Annotated in this window: 19 protein-coding genes; 15 read left to right on the top strand and 4 right to left on the bottom strand. The window is 50.8% G+C overall.

Translation table 11 applies throughout. The annotated features are described in order from the left end of the window. Positions 1-256: 256 nt before the first annotated feature. The 5 genes from trxB (at position 257) to infA (ending at position 6092) form a co-directional block, all read left to right on the top strand. Positions 257-1222, top strand: coding sequence for a thioredoxin-disulfide reductase (gene trxB, locus AB3Y96_RS07995; RefSeq protein ID WP_072309173.1), 966 nt, complete (start codon positions 257-259; stop codon positions 1220-1222). A gap of 267 nt (positions 1223-1489) precedes the next feature. Beyond that, positions 1490-3262: a heme ABC transporter permease/ATP-binding protein CydD gene (gene cydD, locus AB3Y96_RS07990; protein ID WP_367298906.1), complete on the top strand. Its 1773-nt coding sequence runs from the start codon at positions 1490-1492 to the stop codon at positions 3260-3262. A 2-nt stretch (positions 3263-3264) separates the two neighbouring features. After that, a complete protein-coding gene (gene cydC, locus AB3Y96_RS07985; RefSeq protein ID WP_367298905.1) occupies positions 3265-4986 on the top strand; it encodes a heme ABC transporter ATP-binding protein/permease CydC in 1722 nt (573 codons plus the stop codon). A gap of 60 nt (positions 4987-5046) precedes the next feature. Beyond that, a complete protein-coding gene (aat, locus tag AB3Y96_RS07980) occupies positions 5047-5778 on the top strand; it encodes a leucyl/phenylalanyl-tRNA--protein transferase (RefSeq protein WP_172721411.1) in 732 nt (243 codons plus the stop codon). A gap of 95 nt (positions 5779-5873) precedes the next feature. Further along, on the top strand, positions 5874-6092 hold the full coding sequence (gene infA / locus AB3Y96_RS07975) for a translation initiation factor IF-1 (protein ID WP_002211347.1): 219 nt from the start codon (positions 5874-5876) through the stop codon (positions 6090-6092). Between the two features lie 168 nt (positions 6093-6260). Here infA and clpA read toward each other — a convergent pair whose 3' ends face one another. Further along, positions 6261-8537, bottom strand: coding sequence for an ATP-dependent Clp protease ATP-binding subunit ClpA (gene clpA / locus AB3Y96_RS07970; protein ID WP_025800943.1), 2277 nt, complete (start codon positions 8535-8537; stop codon positions 6261-6263). 26 nt (positions 8538-8563) lie between these two features. Then, a complete protein-coding gene (gene clpS, locus AB3Y96_RS07965; protein ID WP_004095820.1) occupies positions 8564-8887 on the bottom strand; it encodes an ATP-dependent Clp protease adapter ClpS in 324 nt (107 codons plus the stop codon). Positions 8888-9474: 587 nt separating this feature from the next. On the opposite strand from clpS, the gene cspD reads away from it, so the two are divergent. Both cspD and AB3Y96_RS07955 read left to right on the top strand, forming a co-directional pair. After that, complete coding sequence (gene cspD, locus AB3Y96_RS07960; protein WP_367298904.1) at positions 9475-9696, top strand: cold shock-like protein CspD; 222 nt, start codon at positions 9475-9477, stop codon at positions 9694-9696. A gap of 363 nt (positions 9697-10059) precedes the next feature. Next, entirely contained in the window at positions 10060-11010 is a 951-nt protein-coding gene (locus AB3Y96_RS07955) for a VirK/YbjX family protein (protein WP_367298903.1), read from the top strand. Between the two features lie 46 nt (positions 11011-11056). Here the strand turns inward: AB3Y96_RS07955 and AB3Y96_RS07950 are convergent, their stop codons facing one another. Next, entirely contained in the window at positions 11057-12727 is a 1671-nt protein-coding gene (locus tag AB3Y96_RS07950) for an ATP-dependent endonuclease (RefSeq protein ID WP_072309166.1), read from the bottom strand. Between the two features lie 223 nt (positions 12728-12950). On the opposite strand from AB3Y96_RS07950, the gene AB3Y96_RS07945 reads away from it, so the two are divergent. The 7 genes from AB3Y96_RS07945 to AB3Y96_RS07915 all read left to right on the top strand — a co-directional run bounded on the left by AB3Y96_RS07945 (position 12951) and on the right by AB3Y96_RS07915 (position 23106). Beyond that, positions 12951-13850, top strand: coding sequence for a lysine exporter LysO family protein (locus AB3Y96_RS07945; protein WP_072309165.1), 900 nt, complete (start codon positions 12951-12953; stop codon positions 13848-13850). Positions 13851-14063: 213 nt separating this feature from the next. Beyond that, a complete protein-coding gene (gene hcp / locus AB3Y96_RS07940; RefSeq protein ID WP_367298902.1) occupies positions 14064-15716 on the top strand; it encodes a hydroxylamine reductase in 1653 nt (550 codons plus the stop codon). Between the two features lie 66 nt (positions 15717-15782). Then, the gene (hcr, locus tag AB3Y96_RS07935) at positions 15783-16784 is read left to right on the top strand and encodes an NADH oxidoreductase (protein WP_367300294.1); all 1002 of its coding nucleotides are present in this window, start codon (positions 15783-15785) and stop codon (positions 16782-16784) included. Positions 16785-17044: 260 nt separating this feature from the next. Continuing rightward, entirely contained in the window at positions 17045-18766 is a 1722-nt protein-coding gene (gene poxB, locus AB3Y96_RS07930; RefSeq protein WP_367298901.1) for a ubiquinone-dependent pyruvate dehydrogenase, read from the top strand. A gap of 246 nt (positions 18767-19012) precedes the next feature. After that, positions 19013-20065, top strand: a complete 1053-nt coding sequence (gene ltaE / locus AB3Y96_RS07925) for a low-specificity L-threonine aldolase (RefSeq protein WP_367298900.1) — start codon at positions 19013-19015, stop codon at positions 20063-20065. A 287-nt stretch (positions 20066-20352) separates the two neighbouring features. Beyond that, a complete protein-coding gene (locus tag AB3Y96_RS07920) occupies positions 20353-21798 on the top strand; it encodes a DUF2867 domain-containing protein (protein ID WP_072309160.1) in 1446 nt (481 codons plus the stop codon). Positions 21799-22086: 288 nt separating this feature from the next. Next, on the top strand, positions 22087-23106 hold the full coding sequence (locus tag AB3Y96_RS07915; RefSeq protein WP_025800933.1) for an NAD(P)-dependent oxidoreductase: 1020 nt from the start codon (positions 22087-22089) through the stop codon (positions 23104-23106). Here AB3Y96_RS07915 and AB3Y96_RS07910 read toward each other — a convergent pair. Beyond that, a complete protein-coding gene (locus AB3Y96_RS07910; protein ID WP_367298899.1) occupies positions 23100-23960 on the bottom strand; it encodes an N-acetylmuramoyl-L-alanine amidase in 861 nt (286 codons plus the stop codon). The genes AB3Y96_RS07915 and AB3Y96_RS07910 overlap by 7 nt on opposite strands. A 174-nt stretch (positions 23961-24134) precedes the next feature. Between AB3Y96_RS07910 and AB3Y96_RS07905 the strand changes: the two genes are divergently transcribed. Next, complete coding sequence (locus AB3Y96_RS07905) at positions 24135-24455, top strand: heavy metal-binding domain-containing protein (protein ID WP_025800931.1); 321 nt, start codon at positions 24135-24137, stop codon at positions 24453-24455. Positions 24456-24479: the final 24 nt, after the last annotated feature.

Genomic DNA, 24479 nt, shown 5'->3' with positions numbered 1-24479 from the left:
AGGCTTTCGAGACAACAACAAAATAAACCGTCAAAACAGACGAATAAGCGTCGCCGAGAAGCGCTATTAGGGGGCTTTCTCGGCAAGAATGTTATCGGAATAGGTTTAAAAAAAATTATCTGCTGCCATGATTATTACTAATCGATAGCTAGCTACTATCAAACAAATTGATAACATTTTTTTTGCACACTTTTTTTCAGGCGCTAACTTCCCTACAATCGAGCTATTGTCCGGTAAAATTGGAAAAGAGGAATTCATGGGCACAGTCAAACACAGCAAACTCCTGATCTTGGGTTCAGGCCCTGCGGGATATACCGCGGCGGTCTACGCGGCACGCGCTAACTTGAACCCGGTATTAATTACCGGCGTTGAAAAAGGCGGTCAGCTCACCACCACGACAGAAGTCGAAAACTGGCCAGGCGATCCAGAAGGGCTTACCGGTCCTCTGCTGATGGAACGTATGAACGAACATGCGGCCAAATTTAATACCGAGATTATCTTTGACCACATTCAGCGTGTCGATTTACAAAGCCGTCCATTCCGCCTGTTTGGCGATTCTCAGGAATACACCTGCGACGCTCTGATTATTGCGACCGGCGCTTCCGCGCAGTATCTCGGCCTGCCTTCTGAAGAAGAGTTCAAAGGCCGCGGCGTATCTGCCTGCGCGACCTGCGATGGTTTCTTCTATCGCCAACAAGAAGTCGCGGTGATCGGCGGCGGCAATACCGCAGTTGAAGAAGCGCTTTATTTGTCTAATATCGCTTCCAAGGTTCACTTGATACACCGTCGTGATACTTTCCGCGCCGAAAAAATCTTGATTGGACGCATGATGGATAAAGTGGAAAGCGGCAACATCGTGCTGCACACCAACCGCACGCTTGATGAAGTTCAAGGCGATGCAATGGGTGTAAACGGATTACGTTTAAAAGCCACCGACAGCGATACCGTTGAAGAGCTGAGCGTGACGGGCTTGTTTGTGGCTATCGGGCACAAACCAAACACGGCGATTTTTGAAGGTCAGCTCGCACTGGAAAATGGCTACATCAAAGTGCAGTCTGGCCTGAGCGGCAACGCGACCCAAACCAGCATTCCCGGCGTTTTCGCCGCGGGTGACGTTATGGACCATATCTATCGTCAAGCCATTACCTCGGCGGGCACCGGCTGTATGGCTGCGCTTGATGCTGAGCGTTATTTGGATGGGCTGTCTGCCGCCAATCAATAAGTTGACTCCGGTTCAAATCATAAGGGCTGCTTCGGTAGCCCTTATTTACTGGTAACCTCCGTATTTTTCACCTATTTGTGCTCAAATTGTCACTTGTTATCTGAACTCCCCCACAGTTGTTAACAGAATTTACCTTCCTTTGGTTTCATGTCCCCGCAGGCCGTTGTAATATCAGCGCTTACGCGTGAGCCGGTGAGTAAAGATAAAATAGGCCGGTCATCAGCACTCTTTTCGACGCTTCATCTGCTTTAGAAACCATCGCAACACATGAATAAAAACAGGCAACGAGAATTAACCCAATGGCTCAAACAGCGCAGTTCGCTGGCCCGCCGTTGGCTTCGAATTTCTATGATCCTCGGTTTGATATCTGGACTTCTGATCGTCGCTCAGTCGTGGATCTTGGCAAAACTGCTGCACGATTTGATCATTGAGCAGGTACCACGCCAATCCCTCCTGCTGCCTTTTGGCCTATTGATTGCCGCCATTGTGCTTCGTTCAGCCTTAAGCTGGCTGCGTGAGCGCGTCGGTTTTAAGTGTGGCCAAGTGGTACGAGTACAAATTAGAAACTTGGTGCTCAATCGACTCGACGAACTGGGCCCTGCATGGATACAAGGAAAACCAGCCGGACATTGGGCAACGTTAATTCTTGAACAAATTGAAGACATGCAGGAGTTTTACTCTCGCTATTTGCCACAGATGTATCTGGCAACCATGATCCCGCTGTTGATTCTAATCACCGTATTCCCGATCAACTGGGCCGCAGGCATGATCCTGCTGGTCACCGCGCCGCTGATCCCGCTGTTTATGGCGCTGGTTGGTATGGGCGCCGCCGATGCCAACCGCCGAAACTTCTTGGCATTAGGACGTTTAAGCGGCAACTTCCTCGACCGCTTACGTGGATTAGATACGCTACGTCTGTTTAACCGCGCCGCTGCCGAAACCGACAATATCCGTCGTTCATCGGAAGATTTCCGCAGCCGCACCATGGAAGTTTTGCGCATGGCATTTCTTTCCTCTGCGGTGCTTGAGTTCTTTACTTCCATCTCCATCGCCGTGGTGGCGGTCTATTTTGGTTTTTCCTATCTCGGTGAACTCAATTTTGGTAGCTATGGCACCAGCGTGACGCTTTTTGCTGGTTTTCTGGTGCTTATTCTGGCGCCGGAATTCTTCCAACCGCTGCGTGATTTAGGCACCTTTTACCACGCCAAAGCACAGGCGGTGGGCGCGGCTGAATCACTGGTGACTTTTTTAGCTGAAGATGCCGAAAGCCCAACGCAGGGCCAAGGCCAAGAACAGTTAACAGGTACGCATCCCGTTAGCATTGTGGCTTCAGAGTTAGAAGTATTATCTCCGCAGGGAAAAGTACTGGCAGGGCCACTCACGTTTAGCATTGATGCCGGACAGAGAATCGCGCTGGTGGGCTTCAGCGGCGCGGGCAAAAGTTCGTTGATTAACGTGTTGCTCGGCTTCCTGCCCTACCGCGGTTCGCTCTTGGTTGACGGGAAAGAGCTGCGTGAATTAGCGCCAGCGAGCTGGCGTCAGCTCCTCGGCTGGATTGGGCAAAACCCTAATCTGCCAGAAACCACGCTGCGCGCTAATGTGCTACTGGGCGCTCCTCATGCCACTGAGACACAGCTAACCACCGCGTTAGAGCGTGCGCATGTTACCGAATTTTTACCCCTGCTAAATGATGGCGTTGATACGGAAATCGGTGAAGGTGCGGCTCGCCTCTCGGTAGGCCAAGCTCAGCGTGTTGCCGTGGCGCGCGCCCTGCTTCGTCCATGTCGCCTTTTGTTGCTAGATGAACCCACCGCCAGCTTGGATGCACACAGCGAACAGCTTGTCATGCAGGCATTGTCTGAAGCTTCACATCAGCAAACCACGCTGATGGTGACTCATCAGTTAGACGATGTGAGTACCTACGACCAAATTTGGGTGATGGATAATGGCAAGCTGGTTCAGCGCGGCGCTTATGCCGAGCTCAGCCAGCAAAAAGGGCCTTTTGCCGATCTGCTTGCAACCCGTAGTAAGGAGCTATAACCATGCGCGTACTATTGCCGTTTTTAGCACTCTATCGCCGCCACTGGTTCCTTATCTCTCTGGGCGTGGTTCTGGCTATCGTTACCCTTCTCGCCAGCATTGGGCTTTTGATGCTTTCGGGCTGGTTCCTTGCAGCATCGGCGCTGGCTGGGCTTGCGGGGCTGATGACATTTAACTATATGCTGCCAGCGGCTGGCGTACGCGGCGCGGCGATAATCCGCACCGCAGGACGTTACGCCGAGCGCGTTGTCAGCCATGATGCAACGTTTCGCGTGCTTTCCCATCTGCGCGTATTTACCTTTAGTAAAATACTGCCGCTGTCGCCGGGAGCCATTGCGCGTTTTCGTCAGGCGGAGTTACTCAACCGTTTGGTTGCCGACGTAGACACTCTCGATCATCTCTATCTGCGCGTCATATCTCCGCTGATTAGCGCCATCGTGGTGATCGTGGTCGTTACGGCTGGTTTGTCTTGGTTCGATCCCACGCTAGCAATCACGCTAGGCGGCATCATGCTGATGTTGCTGTTTTGCCTGCCGCTGGGTTTTTATCAAGCAGGAAAGCCCGTAGGGATTGCGCTAACTGAACTCCGTGCCGACTACCGCACTTTATTAATTACGTGGGTCGCAGGGCAAGCAGAACTCGCCATCTATGGCGCCGCCGATCGTTTCCGTCAGGCGCTGGATGCCAAAGAACGCGAATGGCAACAGCAGCAACAGAAACAGGCGTCCTTAACCGGCGCCGCGCAGGCTTTAATGATTTTGGCGTCGGGGCTAACGTTCACCTTAATGCTCTGGCTCGCCGCCAGTGGCGTTGGGCACGATGCTCAGCCGGGGGCGCTGATAGCGCTGTTTGTTTTCTCCTCACTGGCCGCGTTTGAAGCCTTAGCACCGGTTGCAGGCGCCTTCCAGCATTTGGGGCAGGTCACGGCATCAGCGACGCGTGTAGCGCAAATGATCGACCAAAAACCCGAGGTGACATTCCCTCTATCAGGCCCCGCACTGAGCGAACAGATTGCCGTTAACATTAACCACGTTAGCTTCAGCTATCCAAACCAGCCGGTTTCAGTACTTAACGATATTTCCCTTTCGGTGCGACCTGGAGAGAAAATTGCCCTGCTCGGACGTACCGGCTGTGGCAAATCGACCCTGTTACAGTTGATAACACGCGCATGGGACTGCTCTCAGGGCGAGATTCGCCTGAATGACATACCGCTGCCTACCTTTGATGAAGCAACGCTGCGACAAGCCACTGGTGTCGTCAGCCAGCGCGTACATGTTTTCAGTTCAACCCTGCGTGATAATTTAAAAATCGCCAATGACCACGCTACCGATCTTGAACTAAAAACCGTATTGGAACAGGTAGGTCTGGGCAAACTGTTAGAAGACACAGGACTGAATGCATGGCTCGGCGACGGCGGCCGACCACTCTCTGGCGGTGAGCAACGTCGCTTAGGCATTGCTCGCGCGTTGCTGCATCGCTCACCGCTGTTGCTGCTGGATGAGCCCACTGAAGGCTTGGACGCTGACACCGAGAAACAGATCCTTGAGCTCATCATGCAGCATTGCCAACACAAGACGCTGATCCTAATTACGCATCGCCTACAAGGCTTGGATAAAATGGATCGTGTCTGTGTGATGGAAAATGGCCAGATCGTCGAACAAGGTCATCACGCTAAACTTCTTGACGCAAAAGGCCGATATTATCAACTGTGCCAACGGCTATAGTTATTAAGAACGGTAGTAAACAAGGCCAATGATGTTTTTCATTCAGATTGGAATATTTTGATGCGCATCATGCAACTGGATCGGCAATCAACGTTGTTTCCCCCAACGGATCTCGCACTGCGTGAACCGAATGGGCTACTGGCTATTGGCGGGGATTTGCGCCCTGCCCGTTTACTTGCCGCCTACGGCGCGGGGATATTCCCTTGGTTCACCCCAGGGGACATCATTCTCTGGTGGTCGCCCGATCCACGTGCGGTTTTATTCCCGCATGAGTTGCACATTAGCCGCAGCATGGCGAAATTTTTACGTAAGCACGATTTTGAAGTCACGATTAATCAGGCGTTTGCCGATGTCATTCGTGAATGCGCCGATCAACGCGAAGAAGGCACATGGATTGGTGAAGACGTGCAGCAAGCTTATTTAAAGCTGCACGAGCAGGGCTATGCGCACTCCGTCGAGGTCTGGCAGGAAAATCGGCTCGTAGGCGGCCTGTATGGCGTGTTACAAGGTTCTCTCTTTTGCGGCGAGTCGATGTTCAGCCGCGCAACAAACGCCTCCAAAACGGCACTGATTGCGTTTTGTGAGCATTTTGTGTCGTTTGGGGGAACATTAATTGACTGTCAGGTGCTTAACGCGCACACTGAGTCGTTAGGTGCGCGTAATATCCCGCGCAGTGATTATTTACACCACTTACGGATTGACCAGAATAAGGTAATTAATCCCGCCTGCTGGAAACCCCAAACTATTATTTCACGCGAGTTTGCGATAAAACCCCATCAAAATTGCCCGTAATGGATGAAGAACAACCGACACTCCTTTACATAATCGGGGTTTTTCGGCATTATCTTGCCGATTAAAAAATATGGTACTCATACCTAGAGGATTCGATGGCCAAAGAAGACAATATTGAAATGCAAGGTACCGTACTTGATACGTTACCAAACACGATGTTCCGCGTTGAATTAGAAAACGGACACGTCGTTACCGCTCACATCTCCGGTAAAATGCGTAAAAACTACATCCGCATTCTGACGGGCGACAAAGTCACTGTAGAGCTGACCCCGTACGACCTGAGCAAAGGCCGCATTGTCTTCCGTAGCCGCTGATAGGCTCACCCTGCGCACCTGCGTTCACGCATCTGCGGCATAAATTATACTCGCGGTGATATGACGTCTGACGAGACACATAAATATCACTGTGAGTTAGCTGAAAAACTTAAGTTTCAGCCATAAAAAAGAGCGCCTTTTGGCGCTCTTTTACTTTTTCAGCTTCGGTTAATGCAGGGCGTCTTCAGCTTTACGCTTCTGTGCGCTGCAAAATTCATACGTTAACTGCTGCTTATCTTCGCTCAAATCAACGGTGACCGAGCCGCCATCCACCAACGAACCAAACAGCAATTCGTTCGCCAACGGTTTTTTCAGATTTTCCTGCACCACACGCACCATCGGACGAGCGCCCATCGCGTGATCGTAGCCTTTCTCTGCCAGCCACAAACGCGCTGCTTCGCTCACTTCCAACGAAACGCCTTTAGCATCTAGCTGAGCCTGCAGTTCGACGATGAACTTATCCACTACCTGCTGAATAATGTCAGTCGACAGATGGTTAAACCAAATGATGTTATCCAGACGGTTACGGAACTCTGGCGTGAACACCTTCTTGATCTCTTCCATCGCATCGGTGCTGTTGTCCTGCTGCGCAAAACCAATTGATTTACGCTGAGTTTCACGCACGCCGGCGTTGGTCGTCATCACCAAAATCACGTTACGGAAATCGGCTTTACGGCCGTTATTGTCGGTTAAGGTGCCGTTGTCCATCACCTGCAGCAACAGGTTGAAGACGTCAGGGTGCGCTTTTTCGATTTCATCCAGCAGCAGAACCGCGTGAGGATGTTTAATAACCGCATCCGTCAGCAAACCACCTTGATCAAAACCGACGTATCCCGGAGGCGCACCAATCAAACGGCTAACGGTATGACGTTCCATATATTCGGACATATCAAAACGCAGCAGTTCAATATCCAAGGCTTTCGCCAATTGAACGGTGACTTCGGTTTTACCTACGCCCGTTGGGCCTGCAAACAAGAACGAACCGACCGGTTTATGATCTTGTCCTAGACCTGCACGACTCATTTTGATCGCTTCGGTCAGCGCACTGATGGCTTTATCCTGTCCAAACACCAACATTTTCAGGCGATCGCCCAAGCTTTTCAGCACATCGCGATCGCTGGCTGATACGGTTTTCTCTGGAATACGCGCAATGCGAGCAACCACAGATTCAATATCAGCGACGTTGACGGTTTTCTTACGCTTGCTCACCGGCATTAAACGGCTACGAGCACCCGCTTCATCAATAACGTCAATGGCTTTATCTGGCAAATGACGGTCATTGATGTATTTAACCGACAGCTCAACCGCCGCGCGAATCGCTTTCGCGGTATAGCGCACGTCGTGGTGAGCTTCATATTTTGGTTTCAGACCATTAAGGATCTGAACCGTTTCATCTGGGGTTGGCTCAGTAATATCGATCTTCTGGAAACGACGCGCTAAGGCACGATCTTTTTCAAAGATATTGCTGAACTCTTGATAGGTCGTCGATCCGATCACGCGGATCTTGCCGCTAGACAGCAGCGGTTTGATCAGGTTAGCCGCATCAACCTGCCCACCAGACGCCGCCCCCGCACCGATGATGGTATGAATTTCATCGATAAACAGAATGCTATCGGTATCTTGCTCAAGCTGCTTGAGCAACGCTTTGAAGCGCTTCTCAAAGTCGCCGCGGTATTTTGTACCTGCCAGCAATGAACCAATATCCAGTGAATACAGGGTGCAATCCGCCATCACCTCTGGCACGTCGCCCTGCACGATTCGCCAAGCTAGTCCTTCCGCAATCGCGGTTTTACCGACGCCGGATTCCCCAACCAATAGCGGGTTGTTTTTACGACGACGGCACAGAACCTGAATCGCACGCTCCAGCTCTTTATCGCGACCAATCAACGGATCGATACCACCGACGCGTGCAAGCTGGTTTAAGTTCGTGGTGAAGTTCTCCATGCGATCTTCACCGCTAGCAGGCTCTTCCGGTGCTGGATTTTCGGCATTCGGTGCCTGTCCAGTTTCGTCTTTGCGTGTGCCATGCGAGATAAAGTTCACGATGTCCAAGCGGCTCACGTCGTGCTTACGCAACAAATACGCGGCCTGCGACTCCTGCTCGCTGAAAATCGCGACCAGTACGTTGGCACCGCTGACTTCATTGCGGCCTGAGGACTGAACATGGAAAACAGCACGCTGCAGAACGCGTTGGAAACTCAGCGTAGGCTGAGTATCACGTTCCGCTTCACCGTTAGGTAACGTGGGTGTGGTTTGTTCAATAAAGGTTTCGAGTTCTTGACGCAAAGCGGCTAGATCAACAGAGCAAGCCTCAAGCGCTTCACGCGCAGCAGGGTTACTAAGCAGTGCCAGCAGCAGGTGCTCCACGGTCATAAACTCATGGCGATGCTCGCGCGCTCTGGCGAACGCCATGTTGAGACTGAGTTCCAGTTCTTGATTGAGCATAGGCACCTCCCCCATTTAAGCGGCCGTTAACCGGCCTTTTCTAACGTACACAACAGTGGATGCTCGTTCTCCCGCGCATACCGATTGACGTGAGCGACTTTAGTTTCCGCCACCTCAGCGGTGAAAACACCGCAAATCGCTTTTCCTTTATAATGCACAGTAAGCATCAACTGCGTTGCACGTTCAATATCATATGAAAAAAACTTTTGCAGGACGTCAATCACAAATTCCATCGGTGTGTAGTCGTCATTGTTAAGTATAACTTTATACATTGACGGCGGTTTTACCTCATCGATTTGTTTGCTGTCGGCTAATTGTTCGAAATTCAGCCAGTCGTTTTGGTTTGCCATGTCCTGCCCATTCTCTGTTAACCATTATGCGATACAGACCACGATCGCATAACCACATGTCTTTCTTGCTAGTGACTTAACTGTGACACAAATCTTCACAGTTGTGTTATTTGCGTTGCATTAAGTGATTAAATTTTACCCGGTTCGTATAAATAGCGTTATCTGCTTCAAACTTTCATCACAATACACTGTGTTAAAAATAGCCATTGCTTGACGAACTAGCGGCATACACTAGAGTGTAAATTTGTAAGCTGGTGACGATTCATACAAATCGATGCCGTTTCGACCGATAAGTTCCTGTTTCAAACTGAAGATATTAATCGCTTGATTAACAGATCTTTTCGGCACCCGTAGGGGGAGTTCCTAAGCTGTTCAGTACCACCATGTGGTGCGTTAATCGAACATCTTAAGAACACGTCCTGTATCTGCCCTAACAGCATCAATCGTTGGTTCGTGTTAACCGAAACCAACGGTATGAAGAATGAAGGGCATCAATCTTATCTCATAACATACATAGTGAGTTTTGCCGATGACTCTAGGTCAATCGTACAAATCTCTTATCACAGCATGGCGAGGGTTGTATAAGCATGGAGACGGGTACCGTTAAATGGTTCAATAATGCAAAAGGTTTTGGCTTTATCTGTCCTGTGAACGGTGGCGAAGACATTTTTGCACACTATTCCTCAATTCAGATGGAGGGTTACCGCACACTGAAAGCCGGGCAACAAGTCCAATTTAATGTGCAAGAAGGCCCTAAGGGTAACCACGCCAACACCATCGTTCCCATCGAAGTAGAGATGACGGCCTAACATCTTCTCTGCGCTCGAAGTAACGACATCAGATCCATGCCAGCCCCGCGCTGGCATTGTTCATCATAAACGCGTCTCATCATGGCAATACGTTATCTGCCTCTTTGTTAGATAGTGGCATTTCCCTTTTTTTCAAGGCCAAGACGCCGCCCTCTCCCTCACAATTAATTAACTTTCTAATAATTAACATGAATTGTTATTTATTCGTTCACATTGGCCACTCAGTAAATAAATCATCAACGGAAATAAGATAATTATTTAAAATACGTTCAGCTAGCACGCTGATTTAATTGCTGTTGAGGTTTGGCCTGTTTAACTATTTGGTAGAAATTAAAAACAGCAACGTTCTATCAGGTATATCGTATGTCTCAAATCAGCGTCGAACGCACAGCAGATCCATCCATGACGGGTTTCCAGCTTTTTAACTCTCTGGTGAAAGGAGACTTAAAGCCGGGGCGTCTTTGGCATGCGAAAAATTACCGCGCGAAATTTGCGCTCAGAACGCTGTTAGCCCCGCTGACAACCATAAAGTTGCTGGAAAACATTGCTGCAATTCCAACCTGCCAGGACGTGCTTTTAGCTCAGCCTCGCCTGCCGTGTAAACTTCATCACCCCTATCTGAATGTTCACTTCAAGCGCCAAGACACCGTCAAAGCCATTGGCGAACATTACCAGATGATGGATGACGCGCTGCCGCACAGCGTTTTGCGCAAAATATATAATGCCAAGCCGTATTATCTGTGTGAAATAATTGGGAAAAATGGCCAGTTATTCCGCATAGGGATAAGCCCTATAGATAGTCTGAATAAAGAAGGCGAGCTATCGTTATTATTTTATAACGATGAAGGCACCATGCTGTCTGAATGCACATTTACCCTGCTAACCTATTTGGATAAAAAAACGTTATTCGTCGGTGGATTACAGGGACCAAAACGATCTGTCCCTCATGAGCTTATTCAGACCGCAACCAAAGAATGCCATGGCTTATTCCCTAAGCGCCTTTTGATGCAGGCACTTTGCTTATTTGCCAAGAGTGTGGGGTGCGAACAGATATTAGCCGTCGGCAATGACACCCATATCTATAAAAACTGGCGCTACAACAAAAAGAAAAGCAGCAGGATGATGTCTGACTACGACAGCTTCTGGCTCTCAATCGGCGCAGAAACAACGCAGGAAGGTTATTTCCGCCTACCATTAACGATTGCCAGAAAATCGTTGGAAGAGATCGCCAGCAAAAAACGCGCCGAATATCGCCGCCGCTACCAGTTGCTGGACGACCTTGAATTAGCCGCTCACGCAGCGCTGAGTCGTTAACCTCACACAGAAGCCGCCATTCTTAATATGGATGGCGGCTCTAATTTCACTCCGCTTTTCCTCTTGCTAACCAAATCACACGTGAAAACATCCCTTTGATTAGCGCGGGCACGGAATCTCTACCCCAAATTTCAGCCTGTGCTGCCACAGAAATGGCTAAATCAGGTTTAGATGAGCGATGTATCGCTTTGGTAATCACCTTACGCGCTGAAAGTGGTACGTTGCTCGGTAGGCCTGCGATATCGTGATACACCGACGCAAACCCCTCACGGTACATGTAATGCTCCATATCCGGCGCGGGTAGTGCTGTAAGACGATCGCGTTCATTCTCTTTGGCATGCTCGGTCAGCGCACGTACCGCCGCGGCATATTTACGTCCCGCATCGTCGCCGTCAACCAGCACGTGCCACTCTAATCCCATATGGCGCGCAAATTTCACCAGCGGGCGAATACCGCACTGCGCAAACTCAATGACTTTGATCCCTTCGGTTTCGAAATGATAGCCGCACTGCCGCGCGAGCTCATTGAGCAACCAAACCTCCGTCTCCCCCTCAACCAACAGCCAGCAACGGGCAAACAGCGTCGACGCCCGATTAAATCGAATATGGAAGGCAATCCGTCGGCTATCTTCAGGTGACATCCCCTGCGGGCCAATACGATAGGTTGCGACACGATTTGACTGACGCACCAAACGGCATACGCGATCAACCGGTACCAATGAAAGTAATTCGCCAGAGTTGGTGGTGGTGATTTTTTGCAGCGGTAGCTGATTGAGTAGCCCCCACGCCACCGACAACATGATCGGATGCAGGCGAGTTTCAGGATCTTCCACCAGCAGCAGAGGACGCGCATGGGGATCGAGCGTGATCGCGCCTTTAGCCTGCAATAGCGTTGAAAATAGCCCCAGCAAAATCAACCGCATGTTTCGACTGCCGGATTCAGCCACCATTTGATTCATATTTTCGAGCGAACGCCACGCCTGACGTCCGTGTACTTCATCACTATGACGTCTGCGACGACGCGAGTTCTGTGGCTGTTGCCCCTGCTCGGCAAAATAGTGTTCCAACAGCAGCTGCATGGCATTCAGGCCCTGACGCAGTTCGCTATTGCTCAGCTTTTGCGGGTTACGCACCATTTCACGCGTCAGATCGTCTAGCTGCTGGGTAATTTCAGCCTGATCGGGGATCTGGCGTTCTGCCAACGGGTTAGGGCGCAATCGGCGAATAAAGCGCGCATCGCGCAGGCGCAGTACCGGATGCAACCGAACAATCTCACGCGCCAGCTTATCGACGTGATGCAGTTTTAGCGGTTCGCCATTTTGATCGAGAAAAGAACGCCACGTACACACCGTTCCATCATCACACAGCTCGCCTTCCTGACGAAAATAGATACGTTGAAACCGATCGTTACCCTCCTGCCATAGGGAGGAAAGTGGTCGATAACGGGGCGCGTTGTGGTGCCCAACATCTGATTCACAGAACACGAAGACAATTTGCAGGTAACGCTCTTTTGCGCTTTCATCGCCGGGAGGGAAATAGAAATCTTGCGATTCGAAGTGATACAGATCGGCGTTAGGTGAAAGACACAGCGTTAGCGCATCCAAAAGACTGGATTTCCCCCACGCATTTTCACCGATCAGAACCGTATTCTCATCCAGCGTCAAAGAGAGGCGGTTTATCCCTCTGAAACCGACAATTTCGATCCGTTCTAGATACATTGATACTCTCCCTTACGGATGCATTCATCTGAGAATGAAAAAAAAACGCTGTCTGGTCAAGCACTCACTGAGATGTGGTGCCCGATTTTCTTCTGCCTATTCATATCGTGAAGAGTAAAACGCCAAACCATTCAGCTTGTTTTATCAATTCCTCTGCCAAGCTTTACTCACCAAACCCTTTTGGGTAGCGTATCGCCATTATTCTCCGCAATTTAGGTTTTCCATGTACTCGGGACTGCTCATTATCTTGGTGCCGCTTCTGCTCGGCTACCTAATCCCTCTACGCCAAAAGAGCTTAGTGGTATTAATCAACCGTCTGCTTAGCTGGATGGTTTACGTCATTCTGTTTTTCATGGGCATCAGCCTCGCGTTTCTCGATAATCTCAGTGAAAACCTGTGGCTTATTTTTCAGTATGCTTCGGTATTCTTTATTTGCATCATCGTTGCCAATCTTATTGCATTACTGCTACTTGAAAAAAAGCGCCCTTGGGTTGTACCTCATAAACAGGAAGAACTTCCTTCACGTCTTCACATGGCGCTAGAGTCGCTCAAGCTGTGCGGCGTGGTGGTCGGTGGTTTTGCGCTCGGCCTAACGCAGTGGCCATGGCTCAGCTACGCCTCTCACGGCAGTGAATATGCACTGATTTTCCTGCTGTTGCTGGTCGGGTTGCAGCTGCGTAATAGCGGAATGTCACTCAAACAAATCATCCTCAACCGCCGCGGTATGATTATCGCCGTGCTGGTGTGTGTGAGCGCACTGGTAGGCGGCGCCGTCGCTGCCCTGTTGCTGGGACTGCCGATAAAAACAGGCTTAGCCATTGCGTCTGCCTACGGCTGGTATTCCCTTTCGGGGATCATGATGACCGATGCGTTTGGCCCGGTAATCGGCAGCGCGGCCTTCTTCAACGATCTGGCGCGTGAATTATTTGCCATTATGATGATCCCAACGCTGGTACAGCGCAGCCGCTCATCCGCGTTAGGCCTGTGCGGTGCTACCTCCATGGACTTCACGTTGCCTGTTCTACAACGCAGCGGTGGCTTAGAATTAGTGCCCGCCGCTATCGTTCATGGCTTTGCCTTAAGCCTGATCGCACCGGTTCTGATGGCCGTTTTCTCCTCATAATTTCCGTCTCAAAAAAGTATGCCATGGGGTGAATAACCTCATGACATACCTATAAAGTTTTAGCATTTCCCCGCTGAATAATTCTCACTTACAACTTAACTTGCGCTATATCAAACAAAGCTAAAGTTGCCTTAAAAATTCCTTTTTTACCTCACTGGACCGGACTACTCTTAAAACAAGCATAATAAATGCAACTTTAAAAGGAAGCCCAGAATGTACTGTGTCCAATGTGAACAAACCATCCGAACGCCTGCGGGTAATGGCTGTTCTTTCGCCCAAGGTATGTGTGGCAAAACTGCTGAAACGTCTGATCTACAAGATCTGCTGGTTGCAGCCTTACAAGGCCTGTCTGCATGGGCACTGAAAGCACGTGAGCTGGGCATTATCGACCACAATATTGATAACTTCGTGCCTCGCGCCTTCTTCTCAACGCTAACTAACGTTAACTTCGATTCAGAACGTATCGTCGGTTATGCCCGTGAAGCGTTGGAAATGCGCGATGCGCTGATGGTTGCCTGCCGCGCGGTTGACGCTAACGCACAGGTTGATCATCCATTAGCTGATATACAGCTGGCGGGTACAGACCTTGCCACGCTGCGCAAACAGGCTGAAGAATTCGCGCTCAATAACGATAAAGCAGAAATCGGCGACGACGTTCACGGCCTGCGCATGCTAAACCTGTATGGCTTGAAAGGCGCAGCGGCCTATATGGAACATGCCCACGTTCTCGGCCAATACAGCGACGATATTTATGCTGAATTCCACGCTTATATGGCATGGCTAGGTACTCAGCCGCGCGACGTTGATACCCTGCTGAATAATGCCATGGGCATCGGCAAAATGAACTTCAACGTGATGGCGATTCTGGACAAAGGCGAAACCGACGCTTACGGTCACCCAACGCCAACCTCCGTTAACGTTCGCCCTGTTGCAGGCAAAGCCATTCTGATTTCAGGCCACGACCTGAAAGATCTGCGCATGCTGCTGGAACAAACCGAAGGCACCGGCGTAAACATCTATACCCACGGTGAAATGTTACCCGCGCATGGCTACCCTGAACTGAAAAAATTCAAACACTTGGTCGGTAACTACGGCAGCGGCTGGCAGAACCAGCAAACTGAATTCGCCAAGTTCCCAGGCCCAATTCTGATGACCTCCAACTGCATTATTGATCCAAACGTCGGTAACTATACCGACCGTATTTGGACGCGTAGCATCGTCGGCTGGCCAGGCGCGCGTCATTTAGAAGGTGACGACTTCAGCCAGATCATCGCTCAGGCGCAGGTGTGTGAAGGCTTCCCATACAACGAAATCGAACACATGATCACCGTCGGTTTTGGTCGCCAGACCTTGCTGAACGCGGCAGATACCGTGATCGATTTAGTGTCACAGAAAAAACTGCGCCACGTATTCTTAGTGGGCGGCTGTGACGGTAGCCGCGCTGAACGTAGCTATTTCACCGATTTCGCCCGCGCCGTGCCTCAAGACTGCCTGATCTTGACCTTAGCCTGCGGTAAATATCGTTTCAACAAGCTGGACTTCGGTACTCTGGAAGGCTTGCCACGCTTGCTGGATGTCGGTCAGTGTAACGATGCCTACGGCGCAATCATGCTGGCGGTGAAACTGGCTGAAACACTAGGCTGCGGTGTGAACGATTTGCCGCTGAGCTTAGTTCTGTCTTGGTTTGAGCAGAAAGCCATCGTGATCCTACTGACCTTACTGTCTCTGGGTGTGAAGAATATCTACACCGGCCCAACGGCTCCGGGCTTCTTGACCGACAACCTGCTGGCCATTCTGAATGAAAAATTCGGCATGCGTTCCATCTCTACGGTTGAAGCGGATATGACCGAAATTCTGGGCGCGTAATCGCACTTGATGTCACCTTAAAGCCGCAGCCCTTCGGGTCTGCGGCTTTCGAATTGAGAAAACATGATGACAATGCCAACTCCCCTCTGCCCTAATCAGATGCAGGTGCATTCCATTCATCAGGAAACGCCGGACGTCTGGACAATTTCGCTTATTTGCCACGATTTCTACCCTTATCATCCGGGGCAATATGCGCTGGTGAGCATTCGTGATAGCGAAGAAACGCTGCGCGCTTACACGCTGTCTTCGTCTCCGGGGCAAAGTAAATTCATTACGATCAGCGTGCGTTGCTTACCCGACGGCGAGGGTTCGCGCTGGCTCACGCAGGAAGTTCATCCGGGGCAACAGCTGTGGCTCTCCGATGCGCAAGGCGAATTCACCTGCGCCAATGCACCTGCCGATCGCTACCTGATGCTTGCCGCTGGCTGTGGTGTGACGCCAATCATGTCTATGACCCGCTGGCTATTGGCGAATCGCCCAGAAGCTCACGTGCAGGTGATTTTCAATGTGCGAACCCCACGCGACGTGATTTTTGCCAATGAGTGGCGCGATCTTGATGCGCGTTATTCACAGCTGAAGCTAACGCTGATGGCTGAAAGCGACGCTAGCGCCGAGTTTTTGACCGGCAGAATTACGCGTGAAACGCTGGAACAGATTTGCCCTGATATTGCCAATCGCACCGTGATGACCTGCGGCCCGGCGCCTTACATGAAAGCGGTAAAACAGCTCGCACTCGATCTGGGCGTTCCAGCACAAAACTTCTATCAAGAACAGTTCCAAGTGGTTGCCGATAACGACGCCGATGGCGCAACGCTCAGGCTCACCACCAACACCCCGTTGCACACCTATCACGCACCGGTTGGCGCAACACTGCTTTTCGCGATGGAACAGAACAAGCTTCCTATTCAGGCGGCCTGCCGTGCAGGGGTTTGTGGTTGCTGTAAAACCCGCATTCTTAGCGGTGACTACACCACCAGCAGTACCATGACGCTGACGCCGGACGAAATCGCGCAAGGGTATGTACTCGCCTGCTCTTGCCAGCTAAACAGCGATGTGGTTATTGCTTAAAGCCATTGTCTAACAAGTAGGGTCGTCCTGTTTCCATAATCAACTGATGACCCGCTTATTTCCCCCGCCTCCGCCATACCAATATCTTTCAGTAATGCCTCATTGCTATAACATTTCTACAATATTTATAATACAAAATGTATAGTGGTCTTCTCGATGGCAGACAATGCACTCGGCATTGCCGACAGCGCCATGACTTTCACTCGCTCACTGAAAGTATCAATGAGCGAGCTACCTGAATTCATTCAAGGGAGGTGTTCATGAAGCAAACTGTTGCAACCCTAGTCGCTAAAACACTCGATCAGGCTGGCGTAAAACGTATTTGGGGCGTCACTGGCGACTCCCTAAACGGCCTCAGCGACAGCCTATTAAGAATGGGAACCATACGGTGGATTGGCACGCGCCATGAAGAAGTCGCAGCCTTTGCCGCAGGTGCCGAAGCACAGCTCACCGGACAGCTCGCCGTCTGCGCGGGGTCCTGTGGGCCGGGTAACCTTCATCTGATCAATGGCCTGTTTGACTGTCACCGCAACCACGTTCCGGTACTCGCCATCGCGGCACATATTCCTTCCAGCGAAATCGGCAGCGGCTATTTTCAAGAAACACATCCACAAGAACTGTTTCGTGAATGCAGCCATTACTGTGAATTAATTTCCAATCCAGAACAGCTACCTCAAGCGCTTGAAGTGGCGATGCGTCAGGCCATTCTCAAGAAAGGCGTTTCGGTCATTGTGCTGCCGGGCGATGTTGCACTGCGTCCCGCCCCTGAGGATGCCAACCTCGTTTGGCACACGCCTTTGCTGCCTCGCGTTTTGCCACCGGAAAGCGAGCTGGAAGCCTTTAAAAACATTTTGGAAAGCGGCAAAAAAATCACTCTACTGTGCGGCAGCGGTTGTGAAGGCGCCCACGACGAGCTGATTCAGTTTGCCGAAAAGATAAAAGCGCCGATTGTTCACGCGCTGCGCGGCAAAGAACACGTTGAGTGGGATAACCCTTATGATGTTGGGATGACTGGACTTATCGGCTTCTCCTCCGGCTACCATGCCATGATGAACGCCGACACCCTGATTTTGCTCGGCACCCAATTCCCCTACCGTGCGTTTTACCCGACTAAGGCAACCATCGTTCAGGTTGATACCAATGCGGCCAGCATCGGTTCACACTGCGCCGTCAATTTACCGTTGCTCGGCGATGTGAAATCAACGCTCCAAGCGCTGCTGCCTAAACTTGAAACCCGCAGCGATCGCCAGTTCTTGGATCAAGCGTTAGAGCACTACCACAAAGCACGTAAAGATCTGGATGCACTGGCGACGTCCAACGACGACCAGCCGATCCATCCACAATATTTGGCGCAGCAAATCAGCGAACTGGCTAACGAAGACGCAATATTTACCTGCGACGTTGGCACACCAACCGTATGGGCCGCGCGTTATCTCAAAATGAACGGCAAACGCCGTTTACTGGGCTCGTTTAATCATGGTTCCATGGCTAACGCGATGCCACAGGCCCTAGGCGCACAGGGAAGCTATCCTGACCGTCAGGTTATCGCCCTATGCGGTGACGGTGGATTTACCATGTTAATGGGCGATTTCCTCACGCTAGCGCAGCAAAAATTGCCGGTCAAAATCGTGATTTTCAATAATAGCGTGCTGGGATTTGTAGCAATGGAAATGAAGGCCGGTGGCTATCTTACTGATGGTACCGACCTGCATAATCCTGATTTTGCCGCCATTGCGAATGCCGCAGGGATCAAGGGCATTCGCGTAGAAAAAGCCTCTGAGGTAAACAGCGCACTGGCTGAAGCTTTCGCCCACGATGGACCGGTCGTCGTCGACGTGGTTACCGCCAAGCAAGAGCTCGCTATGCCGCCACAGATTAAATTTGAGCAGGCAAAAGGCTTCAGCCTTTATATGCTACGCGCCATTATTAACGGTCGTGGAGACGAAGTGGTGGAGTTAGCCAAAACCAACTGGCTACGCTAACCCCGCGCGTTCTTATCTTTCGAGCTCACTAACGCGGCGCAGAAATCCTGCGCCGTTTTTTTCATCTAATTTGCGGTCATCGCCGCAGATCGTTCGCTATCTATCATTTTCAATTTTGAGTCTACAAACGCGCATGCTACAAAGAATAAGGTTTATAAAAATCCTATTCCAATCACTTAATAATCTACCCCCCACGTTGAAGCCAAGCGTCAGCCAGCGCCAAACCGAGGGATTAAGGAGCAGTACGTGATCGACCTTCGTAGTGATACCGTTACTCGTCCAAGTGACGCCATGCGTTTAGCCATGTCTCGTGCCGAAGTCGGCGATGATGTTTATGGTGACGATCCCAGCGTTAACCTGCTTGAACAAGAAGCCGCTGAGCTTACAGGTAAAGAAGCCGCACTGTTTTTGCCAACGGGTACACAAGCAAATTTGGTGGCGCTGCTGACACATTGCCAACGTGGCGAAGAGTATATCGTTGGGCAAAAGGCGCATAACTATCTGTTTGAGGCCGGCGGCGCTGCGGTTCTCGGCAGTATCCAACCGCAGCCGATTGATGCCGCAGCCGATGGCACTTTGCCGCTCGACGTCGTCGCCAGCGTTATCAAACCCGATGATGTTCATTTTGCGCGCACCAAGCTGCTGTGCATCGAAAATACCCATAACGGCAAAGTCTTACCGCTCAACTATCTGCAGCAGGCATGGATATTCACACGTGAAAAAGGCCTTGCTCTGCACGTTGACGGCGCGCGTATTATGAATGCCACGGTGGCGCTTAACGTACCGTTGTCGACGCTGACACAGTACTGCGACACGCTGACTATTTGCCTTTCCAAAGGATTAGGCGCGCCAATTGGTTCGCTGTTGTGCGGCAGCGCTGAATACATTAAGCAGGCACGTCGCTGGCGCAAAATGGTCGGTGGCGGCATGCGTCAGGCCGGTATTTTGGCCGAAGCGGCACGCTATGCGCTGCTCAACAACGTTGAACGTCTACGAGAAGATCATGATAACGCACAGTGGCTGGCTAATGCGCTAAGCGCCATTGGCGTCGAAGTTATGGCTCCGGGGGCACAAACCAATATGCTGTTCCTCAAAGTCCCCGCGCATGAAGCCGCTCAATTAGGCGGATGGATGAAAGAGCGCGGCGTGCTGATGAGCGCAGGTCCTGTCACGCGTATTGTGACCCATCTCGACGTCTCACGTTCAGATCTCGAAAAACTGGTTTCCTTATGGAAAGAGTTTAAACAATCTATCAATACTCAGAGCAGCACCACAGCCAGCAAAGCTATTTACGGCTAACATAAGTCATAGCCCGCACGCTTATCCCAGCGATGCGGGCAGCATCCTAAAATAATAAAATATATCCAAAATAATTCGAGTTGCATTGAGGCGGCAAGTGAGTGAGTCCCGATGAGCTTACTCAAGTAAGTGATTACTCGGCCCATCCATGGGCCTCGCCCCTAAAGGGTCGTAGTAAACTACGCTTAAATCTGCTCCAAGCAGATTTATCGGGTTCGCGAACGCAGCCAACAAAAATGCGGCTTGAAGTATGACGGATATACATTCTCATCTGCTTAGGTTTAACTATGACCCCACAAAGGATTTTAGTGCTGGGTGCCAGCGGCTATATCGGGCAACACCTGATCCCCAAATTAGTTGAAGAAGGCCATTCAGTCAGAGCCGCCGCACGCCGAATTGACTGGCTACGTGAACAGGCTTGGCCGCGCGTTGAATGCCAGTACGTCGATCTTCATAAACCAGAAACCCTGCCCGCCGCCGTGGCTGATATTGATGTCGTTTATTATCTGGTTCACGGCATGGGTGATAGTCATGATTTCGTGACCGGTGAAATTAACGCAGCCAAAAACACCTGCGAAGCACTGCGCGATTCAGGCGTGAAACAAATTATTTTTCTCGGCGCGCTTCAGCCCACCGGAGACTCATCACGCCATTTAGTGGCACGCAAAGAAACCGGTGACGCACTTCGCGCCAGCGGAATTCCTGTGACGGAACTACGGGCAAGCATCATCATCGGGCCAGGCTCCGCCGCTTTTGAAGTGATGCGTGATATGGTTTATAACCTGCCGATCCTCACGCCGCCACGCTGGGTGCGTTCGAAAACATCGCCGATAGCGCTTGAGAATCTGTTGACCTACCTCACCGAGTTACTGAACCATCCCGCCATCGGCAACCGCGTGTTTGACGTCGCAGGCCCCGAATACATCAGCTATCAAACGATGTTTGAGCGGTTCATTGCCTTGAGCGGCAAAAAGCGTTGGATGATCCCATTGCCGATCCCAACCCGTTGGGTCTCCGTCTATTTTCTCAGTATGATCACGTCGGTTCCAACCACCATTTCCCGTGCGTTGATCGAAGGTTTGAAGCACGATCTTCCGGCGCACAGCACCGCCATTGAGCGACTCATTCCCCAAACGCTGATCAAATTCGATCAGGCGGTGCAAGACACGTTGGATAAAGAGGCCGAAGTCGTCAACTCCGCTGACTGGGGTTACGATCCTGAAGCCCGTGAGCGCTGGCGGCCGGGCTATGGTTTCTATCCAAAACACGCCGGATATGAACAAGAAACCAGTGCCTCGCCTGAGGCCTTATGGCACGTGGTTCAGCAAATCGGCGGCAAAGAGGGCTATTTTTATGCCAATATTCTCTGGGCTATCCGCGCCAGAATGGACGATATGATCGGCAATAAAGTGGTCTATGGCCGACCTGATAGCGATTCTCTTGCGCTGGGCGATTTGGTCGACGGCTGGAAGGTGATTACGGTAAAACCCCTGCGCCAGTTAGCCATGATGTTTGGTATGAAAGCCCCCGGCCTTGGTCGTCTAACCTTCACCATTGAAGACAAAGGTGACAAACGCGTTCTGGATGTGCGTGCCTGGTGGCATCCCGCAGGATTCAGCGGCCTGTTGTATTGGTTTGCCATGATGCCCGCTCATCTGTTTATTTTCCGTGGCATGAGCAAAAAAATAACCAAGCTTGCCGAAGCCTACGATCGTGAAAATAAGCAACGATAGTTAACCTCGCCTCAGTATGGCTTGGCATAATAAATCCATGCTGAGGTTACGGTACGCATCTATCATAAAATGCGCACCCTGTGAGCAACTAAACAATTGTTACGTTCTCTCTCCGTAATCTGATTGCATGTAAAGTAAATTCACGGAAGAATGGCACCCTTGTTGCTAGGAGCGGTCAAATTAGCGATGAGAGCGCCCTTTCCATTTGAGTAAGGGCAATGAACTAGCTGGCTGAAATCAGCCATAAAACGCCTATTAACCTAGGCACACTGCGGATTCGGATAAGTTATGAAAGTATTGGTGACCGGTGCAACCAGCGGTCTCGGACGTAATGCGGTTGAGTTTTTACGTCAGAAAGGGATTAGCGTTCGCGCTACTGGGCAAAATCAGGCCATGGGCGACCTATTGAAAAAAATGGGCGCGGAATTTATTCATGCCGATCTCACCAATCTCGTATCATCACAGGCCAAGGCCATGCTGAACGACGTGGATACGCTGTGGCATTGCGATGGTTTTACCTCACCGTGGGGCTCGGAAGAACTCTTTGAGAAGGCCAACGTACGCTCAACCCGCCGCCTTGGCGAATGGGCTGCCGCCTACGGGGTACGCAACTTTATCCACATCTCCTCGCCCGCAGTCTATTTTGATTACCGCCATCACCGCGATATCAAAGAAGATTTTGTGCCAAACCGCTACGCCAATTACTACGCACGCAGCAAAGCGGCCGGTGAAGACGTTATTCAGAATCTGGCGTTATCTAATCCACAAACACATTTCACCATTCTGCGTCCACAAGGGCTGTTTGGCCCACACGACAAAGTATTACTACCGCGCTTGCTTAACGCAATGCGTAAGCATGGCACCTTGCTGCTGCCGCGCGGCGGCGATGCGTTAGTGGATATGACCTATGAAGAAAATGCGGTGCATGCCATGTGGTTGGCCACGCAGATCGAAAGCACACCGTCGGGCAGAACCTTTAATATTTCAAACCATCAGCCACGTCATCTGCACACCTTGTTGCAGCATTTAATCGACGAGCTAGGTGTGAAATGCAAAATCCGCTCAATTCCTTATCCTATGTTGGATATGATGGCACGCGGAATGGAAAAAATTGGCGCCAATAGCCCTAAAGAACCTGCGCTCACACACTATGGCGTCGCAAAACTCAACTTCGATATGACGCTCGATACCACGCGTGCGCAGCTTGAATTAGGCTATCATCCGATTGTCTCGATTGATGAAGGCATTATTCGCACAGCGCATTGGCTTAAAGATCACGGGCGTCTGCAAAACCGCGATCGTCATTGATCCACGCTGCCATATTTCTCGATGAGCGCATCAATAATCGCCTCTGTTTCAGCATCCGGCTCGCCCTGATAGTTTGCGGGTCTGAAGTGCATTTGAAACGCGGCGATCGCGTTGCGCGAGGCTGAATCATTATTGCCGCTGGGCGCTATATCATAGCCGTAAGCGGCCAGCTTCTTCTGCAGCGTTAACACATCCACCGGTGCCGTTTTCGCTCTGCCCGCCAAATAATAATCTACCCTGTTTTGATCCGGCCACGCGCCAACCCCCTGTTCAGCCAGCTGCTGCCATGGAAATAACGGTCCCGGATCGAGCTTGCGTTGCGGAGCAATATCCATATGCCCCACCACATTTTGTGGCGCAATCGCGTAACGCTGCACAATGTCTTTACTAAGCGCAGCCACCAGCTCAATTTGCTGTGGCGTATAAGGTGCCCAAATCTTGCCTAGCATGCCTTGCTGGTAGCCTTTGTTCACGATTTCGATACCAATCGATGTGTCATTCAGGCTCGTCCGTCCGCGCCAAGAACTGGCTCCCGCATGCCATGCCCGCTGCGATTCCGGTACTAACTGCCACACCACGTATTTGCCGTTCTCCGCAGGCGGATGCGCGGGCACCAGATAATGCGCGCTCACGTGTTCATCGGTTAGGGTTTTTAACGATGAATGGAAGTCTTCCGCCGTGTAGTGCAACACTAAAAATCGGATGCGCTGATCGACCCCCTGAGCCTGATGGCGATCTTCAACCAGATAGGTGCCTCGATTGACCAGTTGGTGCTGCGACGGCGAGCTTTGGCACCCAGCTAAGCCGATTGCCAACAATATCACCATCGCTGCGAACCCAATCCGTTTTGGCATGTCTTAAACTCCAGTATGCAATTTCATTTAATTTTAAAGGGACTATACCCAAAATAATTGGAGTTGCATCAAGGCGGCAAGCGAATGAATCCCAATGAGCTTACTCAAGTAAGTGATTTGGGTGAAAGAGCGCAGCCAACGCAGCGGCAACTTCAAGTATGAAGGGTATATTTCATGCGTAATAGCACAACTCCATCCCTAGAAGGCCTTACTATCGTTGACTACTGCGGCGTTGTCACCGGAGAGGCGATCCTTGGTGCCAATATTTTCAAAGATTTCTTCGCTGGCATTCGCGATATTGTCGGTGGCCGTTCTGGCGCTTATGAAAAAGAGCTGCGCAAAGCACGGGAAATAGCCTTTGCTGAAATGAACGATCAAGCCAAATCACTTGGCGCCAATGCGGTCGTCGGCATTGATATTGATTACGAAACCGTAGGAAAAGACGGCAGTATGTTAATGGTTAGCGTGAGTGGTACCGCGGTGAAGGTGAAGTAATTAATTTGTAAGGGCTGAATCATT

Origin of the sequence: Hafnia alvei (assembly GCF_964063325.1) — a bacterium.
GTDB classification, from domain to species: Bacteria; Pseudomonadota; Gammaproteobacteria; order Enterobacterales; family Enterobacteriaceae; genus Hafnia; species Hafnia alvei_B.
The sequence above is the reverse complement of the archived record's forward strand: the minus strand, read 5'-3'. Positions and strand labels throughout refer to the sequence as shown.